Consider the following 14,807-nt stretch of genomic DNA (forward strand, 5'->3'; position numbering starts at 1 on the left):
TTTATTCTAAATAGCAAAACCTCTACCACAACCCCTGAGGGGGTATAAGTTTTATTTCATCAGGTCATTTCATAGTTATAATTTATTTAGTTGGTTTATTTAATGCTGCTGAGGCAGTTTAAATAGCCATCATAATTTTGTTAAACTCCTTTTATGAAAGTTTTAAAATTTGGTGGCACTTCAATGGGAAGCGCTTCAGCTATTAAAAAGGTTAGAGAGGTGCTGACAAAGTCACCAGAAAAACTTGTGGTGGTGGTGTCGGCAGTTGGAGGTGTTACTGATATGCTGGTCAAAACAGCTGAAAAGGCAGTTCAAGGTGCTGACTATACGCCTTTATTATCCAACGTGATGCAGGTGCACGAGCAAATTGCCAATGAATTGTTTGAGCCTGAACTGCACGAACTAGTGAATAAGCAGTGTAACAATGTATGGCAAGATCTTCAGCGTATATTGCAGGGCGTTAGTCTGACCAAAGAGTTGAGTCAGAAAAGTTATGATAGCATTGTGGGGATCGGCGAACGTTTATCATCTGTTTTTTTGAGTCAGTACATTGGCTCCGCAAAGTTGTTTGATAGTCGGCAGTTTATTGTCACTGAACCTAATGGGAAAGGACATCAGGTTAAACTCAATGAAACGATGCAGGCCATTGCCGAGCTTAAATTCTCGCTGGGTCACCTCAATATTTTTCCTGGCTTTATTGCATCTAACACCGATGGCGATACCACCACACTGGGTCGTGGTGGTTCTGACTATTCAGCCGCTTTATTGGCAGCTGGGCTAGATGCTGAGTGTTTGGAGATATGGACGGATGTAGATGGGTTCATGTCGGCCGATCCGCGTGTAATTAAGAGAGCCTACTGCATTGACCACCTGAGCTATAACGAAGCGATGGAATTGTCTCACTTTGGTGCAAAAGTCATCTACCCACCAACCATACTTCCGGTTCTGCAAAAGCAGATACCTATCAAGGTTAAAAACACCTTTAATCCGGCAGCTAAGGGAACTTTAATAAGTCATGAGACCGATAACCGACAAGATGTAAAGGGTTTATCATCCATTAAGGAAGTGGTATTAATTACCTTACAGGGCAATGGGATGATTGGCAGCACGGGCATTGCCATGCGCATGTTTAGGGCACTGGCCGGACAGGCAATTAATATTATCCTCATCTCTCAGGCGTCGAGCGAAAGCAGTATCAGTGTGGTTCTGACGGCGGCTGACGCCGAATTGGCCCGTCTGGTGCTGGTCAAAGAGTTTGAAAAAGAGATGAATCGACGCGAAATCAATGGTGTTACAGTAGAAAGAGACATGGCTGTTGTGGCCATTGTAGGCGAGGGGATGAAACATGCGCCTGGCGTGTCGGGGAAGTTATTTAGTGATATCGGTCGAAATGGCGTCAATATTTATGCCATAGCCCAGGGCGCTTCTGAACTCAATATTTCTTTTGTGGTGCACGAGCGCGACCTGCGAAAGACCCTCAATGTGGTGCACGAAGCCTTTTTCCTGAGTGAATACCAGGCCATCCATTTGTATCTTGTTGGTGTTGGTACTGTGGGGAAAAATCTGCTGGAAAAAATAGAGCGGCAATCAAAGCGCCTTTTGAAAACCGAGCGCTTAAGTATCCGTTTGGTGGGCTTAGCTAATTCTAAACAAATGATTTTTAGCGAACGAGGCCTGGAACTTTCATCAGCCATGAGTGCTTTAGAAAAAGCCAGCCCGGGTTCCATCGACCAGTTTGTTGAACAAATTCTGGCCAATAACCACTCAAACAGTGTGTTTGTAGACTGTACAGCCAGCGAAGTGGTTGCCGGCAAATACCAGCAACTACTCGAAAACAACATTTCGGTGGTAACCGCCAATAAAATAGCCGGTTCGTCGAGCTATGCCAGCTACGAGCAACTGAAAATAACTGCCAGACAAAAAGGGGTGAAGTACCTGTTCGAAACCAATGTGGGAGCCGGGCTGCCTATCATCAATACCATCAATGGCATGATACAGAGTGGCGATCGTATTTTGCAGCTGGAAGCTGTTCTTTCCGGAACGCTCAATTACATTGTAAATACGGTTAATGCCGAAAAGCCGCTGTCAACGGTTGTTGAAGAGGCGATGCGATTGGGATATAGTGAGCCAGATCCGCGTATCGATCTCAAAGGAACAGATGTTTTACGCAAACTGCTGATTCTGGCCCGGGAAAGTGAATACCCCATTGAGGAGCAGCACGTAGAGTTGGAACCTTTTGTGCCGGTTGAATATTTTACCGATGAGTCGGTTGATGCCTTTATCAATCGCCTAAAGACATACGATGCCACTTTTGAGCAGATGCGCAGTAATGCCGAGGCCAATGGCCGGGTTCTGCGCTACACAGCTTCTTTCAGAGAAGGAAGAGCTAAGGTAGGATTTGTTGAAGTGGCTGCCAATCATCCGTTTTACAACCTGGCAGATAGCAATAATAAAGTAATTCTGCGCTCCGATTATTATTACGAGCACCCAATGGAAATTAAAGGCTACGGCGCAGGAGCCGATGTAACAGCTGCTGGTGTATTTGCTGATATCATTAAAGTTGCTAACCTTTAGGTGGCCGTTAGTGCAGAAAATTGAATGCCTGAAACAAACCCTTGCAAATCATCTAACAGTTAGTCAGGTGATTCGGTTAGTGAGTTTCATGAGGCAGTTGAACAATATAAAATAAACACATGAAATACCTAGTAATATTGGCCGATGGTTTTGCTGACCTACCCATTCAGCGCCTGGGAAATAAAACCCCCATGATGGTGGCTAATACACCACATATCGATCAGCTTTGTCAAAAGTCCAGCTGCGGCTTACTTAAAACAGTCCCCGACTCGTTACATCCGGGCAGTGAAGTGGCCAACATGACCATTATGGGATATGATGCTGAGAAATACTATCAGGGAAGAGGTGTGCTGGAAGCAGAAGCACTTAACATTAAAGCAGAGCCGGATGATTTAGTCTTGCGATGCAACCTGGTCACTGTAGAGGCAGCTAAGCTACTGAATCATTCTGCCGGTCATATTTCGACAGAAGAGGCCGCTGAGCTCATTGCTGTTTTAAATGATTATCTGGGTAATGAGCAGGTTCGATTTTATAAAAGCGTCAGCTACCGCCATGTGCTGGTCATTAAAAATGGGCTGGCAGGCGTTCAGTGCACGCCGCCACACGATGTACCGGGCGAATTTGTTGAAACAGTGCTGCCAAAGCCTTTTGAAACGAATGCTACCGCCAAACTATTGCGTCAGCTAATGTTTGCATCCAATGAGCTGTTAACCGATCACCCAATCAATGTGCAGCGCCGGGCGTCTGGTAAAGCTGTTGCGAACATGATTTGGCCCTGGTCACCCGGATTCAGGCCCGCCATGCCCACATTGAAAGAATTGTATGGCATTGATAATGGCGTGGTCATTTCAGCGGTTGATCTGATCCATGGTCTGGGCAAGCTGGGAGGTTTAGAATCTGTGCATGTTGATGGGGCAACCGGCCTTTACACAACCAATTACAGTGGTAAGGCTGAAGCGGCCTTGCAGGCACTAAAAGACAAGCAGTATGTATTTCTGCACATCGAAGCACCAGATGAAGCCGGGCACGAGGGTGATGTGGACCTTAAAATTAAAACACTGGAGGACATCGATCAGAAAGTTGTTAAGCCGGTATTGCAGTACCTGGATAAGCATCCCAAGGACCTGACTGTTGCTTTTTTACCCGATCACCCAACCCCTTGCGAGATACGGACGCATACGCGTGATCTGGTGCCATTCATGATTTACCGCCCCGGTCAGGCGCCAGATAAAGTACTGGAGTACAATGAGGAGTCGGTGAGGGAAGGGGCAATAGGATCCCTGCAGCTGACCGAGTTTATGAACGTATTATTATCCGGTAAACAATAGAAGATGCAATTTTATAGTACAAATAATCACCTGCTGAAAAGTGAGCTTAAAGAGGCCGTGCTCAACGGACTCGCGGCCGACAAGGGACTCTTTATGCCAGAGTCGATACCGGTTCTATCTCCTAAGTTTTGGCAGGATCTGCCTCATATGTCACTGGGAGAAATAGGCTTTGAAACCCTGAAGCACTTTTTTTGTCCGGATATACCCGAGCCCCTTTTTAAGACATTAACCGCAGAAGCGTTTAATTTTCCGATCCCATTGGTGCCGGTTTCAAACGACCTATCTGCCCTGGAACTGTTTCATGGTCCAACTCTGGCCTTTAAAGATGTGGGAGCGCGGTTTTTGGCGCGCGTGATGGCCTACTTCACCCAACAGACTACCAAAGATATCCATGTACTGGTGGCTACCTCCGGCGATACAGGCAGTGCCGTAGCCAATGGCTTTTTAGGCGTCAAAGGGGTCAAGGTCTTTGTGCTGTATCCCAAAGGTTTGGTATCAGAGGTGCAGGAAAAGCAGTTTACCACCCTTGGCCAGAACATCACGGCCATTGAAGTAGACGGGACCTTTGATGATTGCCAGCGCCTGGTGAAAACCGCTTTTATGGACGATGCCCTGAAACGCGACATGACTTTAACATCGGCCAACTCCATTAACCTTGCACGCTTTTTACCGCAGATGGTCTATTACTTTTATGGCTATGCACAGGCAGTCAAGCAGGGGCACGAAAATTGCATGATGAGTGTTCCCAGTGGCAATTTCGGTAATCTAACTGCCGGATTAATTGCCCGTCAGATGGGCCTGCCCGTCAAACGATTTATTGCAGCTACCAATAGCAATGCAATTGTTCCCAACTACCTGCAGACGGGTAGTTATGAGCCGGCGCCCAGTATTGCTACACCGGCCAATGCAATGGACGTTGGCGATCCCAGTAATTTTGTGCGCATTCAGGAGCTGTTTAAACATCAGCTGGCATCTGTGCAGGCCGCAATTGACGGACTGGCAGTTGACAATGCTCATATTTTCTCCACCATATCTGAGGTATTTGCGGATTATAACTATGTGCTGGATCCCCATGGTGCCATTGCCTATTATGCCTTAACGCAGCAGAAGGAACCTGATACGCATGGTATCTTCCTGGCTACTGCTCATCCTGCCAAGTTTCCCGAAACTGTTGAGAAGATGATTGATCAAACGGTTGAACAGCCTGCGCGTTTGAAAAGTTTTATGAATGGGACAAAGCAGGTGCAATCAACTTCTGCACAGTACGATGATCTGGTCAGTGTTTTGCGGTCGGGGAGCACTGAATAAGCGCATGTGTTAAAAAATGGTGCTAATCTTTAAGATATTTTTAAAAAAAAGCTATTTTTACCCCCGTTCAATCAATTGTATCAATAAATAGAAGATAAAAAAGAGTATTGTTATGAAGTATTTAGCAACTTTATCCTTTGTGTTAATGATTGCTTTCGGGGCGTTTGCTCAGGAAGAAAGTGCGGCCGAGTTTAAAAACCAAGGGAACGATGCGTTAAGGTCCAAAAACTATAAAGGTGCCCTGGAATTGTTTGAGAAGGCAATCGCAGCTTGGGGTGATGAGGAAATGGATAACGCAATGATCTATAACGCAGCTACCTGCGCCCGCAAAATCAAAAACTACGAAAAGGCGCAAAAATATTACGAGGAGGCTGTAAAGTTAAATTACAAGGCTGATGTTTCAACATACTACATCGCATCTTCATTGAAAAGCCGCGATATGGATGCGGAGATGGAAAAAGTGCTTTTAGCCGGTATTGAAAATTACAGCACCAGTAAATACGTAGGTCACATGAAAAAAATGTTGGCTGTTTATTACGTGAAAGAAAGTAATGAGTATTACGTAAAAGGTCAGGAGATTCTGAATACCCGTGTGGATGGTAACCGCGATCAGTGGGATGCTATTAAAGAAAAAGCAAAAACGGTATTTGATCAGTCAAGCGAATTCTCTAAGAAAGCCTTGGAATTTGATGCTGCTAACAAAAATGCTAAAGCAATTTTAGAAGGAATTGACACATTCTTAGCAAGCTAATTGCTTTACCAACAAAGACATTGAGCGGCAGGTAACCTTTACCTGTCGCTTTTTTTTGTTTGAATCCCAGGTGCAGGCAAGTCCTTCAAAACACCAATCCCCGGTAAACATGGAGGTTTGAGAAGATTTTATACCATTTTTTACTAAAATTTAACGCAACTCAACTATTTTTGCAGCTCAACCCCTAAAAACAAGATTCGAATGAAACAACTCTTAACAGTGATGTTGCTCGCCTGTGTGAGCATTAGTATGGCTCAAAATGCCGATGTGATGAAAAGTGATGCCATTATGCAGGAGAGCAGGATGCAGTACCTGGCGGCGGCGGAACTATACGAAAAAGCAGCCAATTTATATGAAGCTAACGGACAGATGGATGCCTTCTCCTTCTTCAAAGCCGGGCAGAATTATGTGAAAGTTAAAAACTACAGCAAGGCGCTAAGCATGTTGGAGAAAGCTCAATCCAACAACTACAGTGAAGCGGACTTGTATGCCGCCTTAGGCGATGCACAGGCCGGCGCCGGGCAGTTTGACAAGGCCGAGCAGGCTTTGCTGAAAGGCAAGGAGCTATTCCCTGACCAACAGGCGGAGTTCACAAAAAAATTGGGTTACCTTTATTTTAATTCAGGACAGTACGATCAGGCTGTAGAGTGTTTAAATGCCGCTCTTCAGGTGGAGCCTAATAACTACACCTACCACTACCTGCTTGGCTCGGCCTATGAACGGCTCAAAGATTACCAGAAGGCCACAGAGGAGCTGGAAAAGGTAGTGGCATTGCGCCCCAACCATAAAAACAGCATTAAGAAGCTGGGCGTTATCTACTTCAAGCTAACCGACTACCTCTACGAGAAAGAAACAAAACGCTATGAAGCGCTGAAGAGTCCCAGTCGAATGGATTATCACAATTCAACCAAGAAACTCGAAGAGATTGCCCGGGGCTATAAAAAGGCCCTGCCATATCTGGAAAAAGCACACGGTTTTTCATCCAATGATAAAGCGATCATCAGTTGTTTAAGTGTGGCTTATCGCCGCTTGAAAATGGAGGAGAAGGCCGCTCAGATGGCCGCGCTTTTGCAATAGGAGCACTTATATGAGTGCATCCATCTGGATGGTAATGAATTAAACAGGTTTTTGGACCTGTAAAACAAAAAAAGCTGCGTTACCGCAGCTTTTTTTTGGATTCAATATTCAATAAGCCATCTTCTAATTGTCTTTCTTTTTCGATAGCTCTATAATTTCAGTAGTAATCTTCTCTTCTGCATCGTCGTAATCCACCCGAATGATATCTCCTTCAGAAACCGATGCCTGAATAATGACCTCAGCCATTTCATCTTCCAGGTATTTCTGAATGGCCCGCTTTAGCGGACGCGCACCATACTGCACATCATAACCTTTGGAGGCAATAAAATCCTTCGCTTTATCAGAAAGTTCTAGTTGATACCCCAATGATTCCACTCGTGAATACAGCCCTTTCAGTTCAATATCAATAATTTTATGGATATCGTCTTTCTCCAGGTTATTGAAAATAAGTACGTCATCAATACGGTTAATGAATTCTGGAGCAAAAGCCTTTTTCAGTGCTTTTTCAATCACCCCTTTGGCATGATCGCGATCCGAAATACTGCTGGATGGTGTAAAACCAACCCCGCGGCCAAAATCTTTCAATTCGCGTGTTCCAATATTCGAAGTCATGATGATGATGGTGTTCTTAAAGTCCACCTTGCGACCTAAACTATCGGTTAAGCGGCCCTCATCGAGTACCTGAAGCAGCAGGTTGAAGACATCAGGGTGAGCTTTTTCAATTTCATCAAGAAGCACCACTGCATAAGGGCGACGGCGCACCTTTTCGGTTAACTGACCACCCTCTTCGTAGCCTACATATCCCGGAGGGGCACCAACCAGTCGCGATACCGAAAACTTCTCCATGTACTCACTCATGTCGATACGTATCAGCGCATCGGTTGAGTCAAAAAGGTACTTCGCCAGCACTTTGGCCAGGTGCGTTTTTCCAACTCCCGTAGGTCCCAAAAATACAAATGAACCAATAGGGCGGTTGGGATCTTTTAGTCCGGCTCTGTTGCGCTGGATCGCCTTCACTATTTTTTCAATGGCTGTTTGCTGCCCAATCACAGTGCCGTTGAGCTCTTTTCCCATTTTTAGCAAACGGAATCCTTCGGCCTGGGCCACACGCTGCACCGGAATACCTGTCATCATGGCTACTACTTCTGCCACTTTTTCAGCATCCACACTTTCGCGGTGTTGCAACAGCTCTTCTTCCCACTTGTTTTTGGCATTTTCCAGCTCATCCAGCAAGCCTTTTTCCTTATCGCGGAAACTAGCCGCCAGCTCAAAATTCTGTGCCTTAACGGCTTTTATTTTATTCTCCTTGATTTCATCAATCTCCTGCTCGATTTTCAGGATGGTCTCCGGCACTACAATGTTGGAAATGTGTACCCGCGAACCTGCTTCATCCAAAGCATCAATGGCCTTATCGGGCAGGTGACGATCAGAGATATAGCGTTCTGTTAGCTTCACACAGGCCTCAACCGCTTCGGGGGTGTAGTTCACATTGTGGTGATCTTCGTACTTCTCCCGAATATTATTCAGTATTTCGATGGTTTCCTCAATGGTGGTTGGCTCCACCATCACTTTCTGAAAGCGTCGCTCTAAAGCGCCATCTTTCTCAATGTGCTGGCGATACTCATCAAGGGTTGTTGCGCCAATGCATTGAATCTCACCCCGTGCCAGCGCAGGTTTAAGCATGTTGGCAGCATCCAGCGAACCGGTAGCACCTCCTGCACCAACAATGGTGTGTATCTCATCAATAAACAGGATGATGTTCGGGTTACGACTCAACTCATTAAGAATGGCTTTCATCCGTTCTTCAAACTGACCACGGTACTTGGTGCCGGCAACAATTGAAGCCAGATCCAGCGTTACCACGCGCTTGTCGAACAGCACCCGCGACACCTTCTTTTCGTTGATGCGCAAAGCCAGACCTTCGGCAATAGCCGATTTACCAACGCCCGGCTCACCAATCAATATCGGATTATTCTTTTTTCTGCGACTGAGAATCTGCGCCAGGCGCTCAATCTCTTTCTCCCGGCCCACAATCGGATCGAGGCGGTTTTCCTCGGCGGCCTTGGTAATGTCAATGCCAAAATTATCCAGCACCGGTGTATCAGAACCTGCTTTGGCGCTTGCCTTACTGCCTTCGCCAGCCCCTGAGGAAGAGCCTGAAAAAGGACTGTCCTGATCATCATCTTCCGGATAATCGGCTTTAGCCAAAGGGGCTTCCTGCTCAAGCAGGTCTTTCACCTTCTGGTAATCAATATTTTCTTCTGCCATAATTTCCCAAATTATACTGCTCTTCTCTTTTAAAAGGGCGATTAGTAGATGGCCTGTATTAATACGGTCACTTTTTAAGGATTTAGCTTCCAGATGCACCAGTTTCAAAACACGTTCAGTTGATTGCAACAACGGCAGGTTATCGCTCTGAATGGCTTCTTCTTCACGCAAGTGTTCTTCCAAAGCACTTTTAATACGTGGTATATCGGCACTGTGGCGCTGTAATAGTTCCATTGCAACACCTTCACCATCACGTAAAATACCTAAAAGCATATGCTCCGGGGCAATGAAACGATTGCCTAAACGTTCTGCTTCTTCCTTACTATATGATATCACGTCTTTAATACGTGGCGAAAAGTTTAAATCCATATAATCGTTTAGAATCATTATTAAAACAAGCTGATCGGCCTCTTGTTTGCCAGATAGCCCAAAAATACTGACAAGAATCGTGCAATACATTATATTGTCTGAGTTTATTTAAAAAACCTGACATATGGGCAGGATTCTCTCAATGGTTGAAATTAATTATTCTCCCGCCAATAATCAAAACTTCTTTTAAACAATCCTGCCTGTTAGCGGCTTGCTTCCTGTTGATAAAATGTGTCGTCAATCGTTTTCTCATCTGACTGAAATTACTTAAATTAGTGCGTTCAAAAAATGGCTGATCCAAGCCATTTTTTATTGTATTAGATTATAATAAAACAAACTCATAAATGACTGAAGGAGAAAAAATAATTAAAATCAACATTGAGGAAGAGATGAAGTCCGCCTACATCGATTATTCGATGTCGGTGATTGTTTCGCGTGCCTTACCTGATGTTCGTGATGGAATGAAACCGGTTCACCGCCGTGTTTTGTATGGGATGAGTGAGCTGGGATTAGCAGCCAATAAACCGTATAAAAAATCTGCCAGAATCGTGGGAGAGGTACTTGGTAAGTTCCACCCGCATGGTGATTCATCGGTTTACTTTGCCATGGTAAGGATGGCCCAGGACTGGTCATTGCGCTATCCTTTGGTTGATGGACAAGGAAACTTCGGATCGGTTGATGGTGATAGCCCTGCTGCCATGCGTTATACCGAGGCCCGCTTAAATAAGCTGGCTGAAGAAATGCTGGTAGATATCGATAAGAATACGGTTGATTTTCAGCTGAATTTTGACGATTCGATTCAGGAGCCCACCGTGATGCCAACGCGCGTTCCTAACTTACTGGTTAACGGTGCTTCAGGTATTGCAGTGGGTATGGCTACAAATATGCCGCCCCATAACCTGCGCGACACCATCGATGCCACCATCGCCTATATTAATAATAACGATATAGAAATTGATGAGCTCATCGATATTATTAAAGCACCTGACTTTCCGACAGGTGGTACTATTTATGGCTATCAGGGTGTGAAGGATGCCTTCCATACCGGTAAAGGTCGAGTGGTTATCCGTGCCAAGACAGATATTGAGATGGAAGCCAACGGTCGTGAGAAGCTCATCATCTCCGAAATTCCTTACCTGGTGAATAAGGCCGAGCTGATCATGAAGATTGCCGATCTGGTCAATGAGAAGAAGATCGATGGCATCTCCAATGTGAATGATGAATCGGACCGCCATGGAATGCGCATCGTCATTGATCTAAAGAGAGATGCCATTGCCAATGTGGTGCTGAATCACTTGTACAAGTACACGGCCATGCAAACCTCTTTCGGGGTGAACAATATTGCCCTGGTGAATGGCCGTCCACAACTGCTCAACCTCAAAGGTCTTATTAAATGCTTTGTGGAGCACCGCCACGATGTAGTGACCCGTCGTACTCAATACGAATTGGATCAGGCCGAAAAACGGGCCCATATCCTGGAAGGTTTGATTATTGCCAGCGATAATATTGATGAAGTGATCAAAATTATCCGCGCCGCCCAAACACCGGACCAGGCCCGGGAGAACCTGATTAGCCGCTTTGAACTAACAGATATTCAGGCCCGCGCCATCGTTGAAATGCGATTGCGCCAGTTGACCGGTCTGGAGCAGGATAAACTGCGCGCCGAATACGATGAGCTGATGAAAGAGATTGCTCACCTAAAAGAAATTCTGGCCAACTTTGAACTGCGCATGACCATTATCCGGGAAGAGCTGGAAGTTATAAAAAGTAAATACGGTGACGATCGTCGTACCGATATTGTGTACAGTTCAGAAGAGTTCAACCCGGAAGATTTCTATGCCGATGAGGAGATGATCATTACCATCTCGCACCTGGGCTATGTGAAACGGACGCCACTGACTGAGTTTAAAACACAAAACAGGGGTGGAGTGGGATCCAAAGGATCAACCACACGCGACGAGGATTTTATCGAGCACATCTATCCGGCCTCTATGCACAACACCATGCTGTTTTTCACCAAGAAAGGCCGCTGTTTCTGGTTAAAAGTATATGAGATTCCTGAAGGCACGAAGAATGCCAAAGGACGCGCCATTCAAAACCTGTTGAATATCGATCCGGATGATACCGTGAAAGCATTCATCAAGGTGAAAAAGCTCAATGATGAGGATTACATCAATTCACATTACATCATGATGGGTACCAAAAAGGGTGTGGTGAAGAAGTCCTTGTTGAAAGATTATTCGCGTCCACGTGTGAATGGTGTTAATGCTATTACCATTAAAGAAAACGATGAGCTGTTGCAAGCACGTCTGACCAATGGCCAATCGGAAATATTAATGGCAACACGCTCAGGCAGAGCCATCCGCTTTAACGAAACACAAGCACGCTGTATCGGTCGTACCGGCTCCGGTGTACGCGGCATCACGCTGGCATCGCCCGAAGACGAGGTAGTTGGCATGGTTTGTGTGAAAGATACAGAAAAAGAAGATATTTTGGTGGTATCGGAAAAAGGTTACGGAAAACGTTCCAAGACTGAAGATTACCGGGTGACCAATCGTGGAGGTAAAGGTGTAAAAACCATGAACATCAGCGAAAAAACCGGCGAGCTTATCACCATAAAGAACGTAACCGATGATAATGATTTAATGATTATCAATCGTTCAGGAATTGCTATTCGTTTATCTGTAAGTGAGATGCGAGTTATGGGTCGGGCTACTCAGGGAGTTCGATTAATTAACCTGTCGAAAAAGCAGGATGAAATCGCATCGGTTGCCAAGGTAACCTCAGAGGCGGCATTGGAAAAAGACGCTTTTGATCAGGACGATATCGATGATGCCATTACTGAAAATACGAGTGAACAAACTAACGAATGAGGATAAATACTATATTTGCCTCACAAAATCAATCTAAAACTTTTTGAAATGAAAAGATTAGCGCTATTCGCAATTTTAATTTTCAGCATCTCAGCTGCCTTTGCCCAGAAAGGTAAAGTATCGGCGGCAAACGGTTATTTGGAAACAAATGATCTGGAAGCTGCAAAAAAAGCTATTGACCAGGCCCTTGAGCATGAAAAATCGGTGGACTGGCCTAAAACATACATTGTTGCTGCCAAAGTGTATACCGAACTGTCAAAAGCAGGGAAAGATGCTGACGGCATTAAAAAAGCCGTTGACTTTTATAAGAAAGCCATTGAGCTGGATCAGAAAGGTGATCACAAAGGGAAAGGCATTGGTAAATACGAAAAGGATATTAAGCTACAGCTGACATTCTTTAAGCCTGACCTGACCAACTCTGGTATCGAAGGATTTAATACAGAAGATTTCAACCAGGCACTGTTTGCCTTCGAAAATGTATTGTACTTCAATGAGTTGCCAATGTTCCAGCAAGACGAACCTGGTATTGATACGGCCATCGTTTATAACTGTGCCTTAGCTGCTTACAACGCTAAGAACTGGACCAAAGCTGAGGAGTACTTCAACCAGTCGATTGACATGGGATATGGTGGTGGAGATGCTGTGCTGCTGTTGGATCAAGTGTTTGATGCAGCGGGCGACAGTGCTAAAATTGCACCAAACCTGCAGCGTGGTTTCCAGAAATACCCTGAAGACGAGCGTATCTTAACAACGCTGATTCAGTACTATCTGGATGCTCAGCAGAACGATGCGGCTCTGGAGTACCTGAATACAGCTGTTGAGAAGGATCCAGAGAATCCATCATTCTATTACGCCCGCGGTGTATTGTACGAGAACATCGATAAAGATCAGGCCATCAAAAACTATGAGAAGTGTCTTGAGATAGATGGTGATTTCTTTAACTCACTGTATAACATTGGTGTTATCTATTACAACAAAGGTGTTGAGCAGCAAAACGTGGCCAATGACAAAACAACGACGAAAGAATTCAACGCGGCTATGAAAGTGGCCAATGAGTTCTGGGAAAAGTCATTGCCATACATGGAGCGTGCCCACGAAGTGCAGCCTGAAGAAGCCGCTGTTTTAGAAACGCTTAAAGGCTTGTATTACCGTTTTGAGAGAATGGACAAATACAATGAGGTGAAAGCTAAATTAGACGCTTTAAACTAAGCTAAAATACAAGATTAAGAGTAGCCGGTTCGTCCGGCTATTTTTATATCTATAGAAATAACATAATATCAAATATAGGACAAGTTAATGTATTGATATATAAGTAGATAATAAATATGGTTTTGTCTATATAAGCTCAAATGGCCATGATAGTTGTTCAGTCAAAAATTGGCTGCACTCTTTTCAAACACTGTTCCAATGGATTTCACAGCTTCAGCTAGCTGCATGTGCGCAGGATTAAATTGCGCATACTGATCCATCCATTGAGCTAAACTATTTTCAGCGCATCAGTAAACGCAATGACTGACCAAATTTTAAGGCCCTTAGAATCCAATATTTGGCAGCTGTCTGTACAGATGGTCAAAAAATCCACTTCAATGTGCTTCCCGCACAGCTCTGCATACACAACAAGTACCGTTAATAATCACAATTACAACTCTATAGCACAAAGCAAATCCGGATGCTTATAAACCGTCGCCAACTCCGAAACTGGCTAAATATCGATGAATTTTTGTCCGATTATTTCGGTAAGCGTTAGCCTAAATAGATAATAAGGTTTCAAGCCCGAAGTTCAAAGTCCGCAGTCCGTTTGGTTATTATAACCCAACCTCGTGTGGTGAGTATAAAATTTCAAGTCCAATAATGCGCTGAATATTTTGTTTAGTTAAGTCATTGGAGCAAAAATTGTACATTTAATATTATGATAATTAGTCGGCATTTCTCTGAGTAGTACAGCCTTCTTAATCATTGTAGCTTCCAAGAATTCAGTGCATCTATTACCTATTAAGTAAAAAAACTTAACTAATAACGGTATTTATGCTGCCCGACATCAGGGCTAATGTTTTCTGCTCAAGCCGCAGAGGCTTTTACTTCTTCTCTGCAGCCAGAAGAAGTAAACAAGAAGGACTGTTGCTCACATCAAAATGGCTAACAATCAGCACTCGCCGCTAAAAGAAAAAGAACTCGCTGCGCTCAAACAGCTTTTCTTTCTTAACGCTCTGATTCCTGATTGTCTTAACGCCTTTTGATGAAGGCAAGGGAACACTTACA

Annotated in this window: 8 protein-coding genes; 7 read left to right on the forward strand and 1 reads right to left on the reverse strand. The window is 44.5% G+C overall.

From position 1 onward, the window contains the following. Window positions 1-153 precede the first annotated feature (153 nt). From thrA to ACSX1H_RS18205, 5 genes are all read left to right on the forward strand, one after another. Window positions 154-2,574 (forward strand): bifunctional aspartate kinase/homoserine dehydrogenase I, encoded by a 2,421-nt coding sequence (thrA, locus tag ACSX1H_RS18185; RefSeq protein ID WP_439185675.1) that lies wholly within the window; start codon window positions 154-156, stop codon window positions 2,572-2,574. 119 nt (window positions 2,575-2,693) lie between these two features. Continuing rightward, window positions 2,694-3,902 carry a cofactor-independent phosphoglycerate mutase gene (locus ACSX1H_RS18190; protein ID WP_439185676.1) on the forward strand — a complete coding sequence of 403 codons (1,209 nt, stop codon included), beginning with the start codon at window positions 2,694-2,696 and terminating at the stop codon, window positions 3,900-3,902. A 3-nt stretch (window positions 3,903-3,905) separates the two neighbouring features. Beyond that, window positions 3,906-5,210 carry a threonine synthase gene (thrC, locus tag ACSX1H_RS18195; protein WP_439185677.1) on the forward strand — a complete coding sequence of 435 codons (1,305 nt, stop codon included), beginning with the start codon at window positions 3,906-3,908 and terminating at the stop codon, window positions 5,208-5,210. A 112-nt stretch (window positions 5,211-5,322) separates the two neighbouring features. Further along, entirely contained in the window at window positions 5,323-5,961 is a 639-nt protein-coding gene (locus tag ACSX1H_RS18200; RefSeq protein WP_439185678.1) for a tetratricopeptide repeat protein, read from the forward strand. Between the two features lie 201 nt (window positions 5,962-6,162). After that, window positions 6,163-7,038: a tetratricopeptide repeat protein gene (locus ACSX1H_RS18205; RefSeq protein WP_439185679.1), complete on the forward strand. Its 876-nt coding sequence runs from the start codon at window positions 6,163-6,165 to the stop codon at window positions 7,036-7,038. 123 nt (window positions 7,039-7,161) lie between these two features. Here ACSX1H_RS18205 and ACSX1H_RS18210 read toward each other — a convergent pair whose 3' ends face one another. Beyond that, window positions 7,162-9,675, reverse strand: coding sequence for an ATP-dependent Clp protease ATP-binding subunit (locus ACSX1H_RS18210; protein ID WP_439185683.1), 2,514 nt, complete (start codon window positions 9,673-9,675; stop codon window positions 7,162-7,164). A 344-nt stretch (window positions 9,676-10,019) separates the two neighbouring features. Between ACSX1H_RS18210 and gyrA the strand changes: the two genes are divergently transcribed. Together gyrA and ACSX1H_RS18220 are read left to right on the forward strand one after the other, a co-directional pair. After that, a complete protein-coding gene (gene gyrA / locus ACSX1H_RS18215) occupies window positions 10,020-12,548 on the forward strand; it encodes a DNA gyrase subunit A (RefSeq protein ID WP_439185680.1) in 2,529 nt (842 codons plus the stop codon). A gap of 48 nt (window positions 12,549-12,596) precedes the next feature. Then, window positions 12,597-13,757 (forward strand): tetratricopeptide repeat protein, encoded by a 1,161-nt coding sequence (locus tag ACSX1H_RS18220; protein WP_439185682.1) that lies wholly within the window; start codon window positions 12,597-12,599, stop codon window positions 13,755-13,757. The last annotated feature ends 1,050 nt before the right edge of the window (window positions 13,758-14,807 follow it).

The organism is Carboxylicivirga taeanensis, from assembly GCF_051851475.1.
Lineage (GTDB): Bacteria > Bacteroidota > Bacteroidia > Bacteroidales > Marinilabiliaceae > Carboxylicivirga > Carboxylicivirga taeanensis.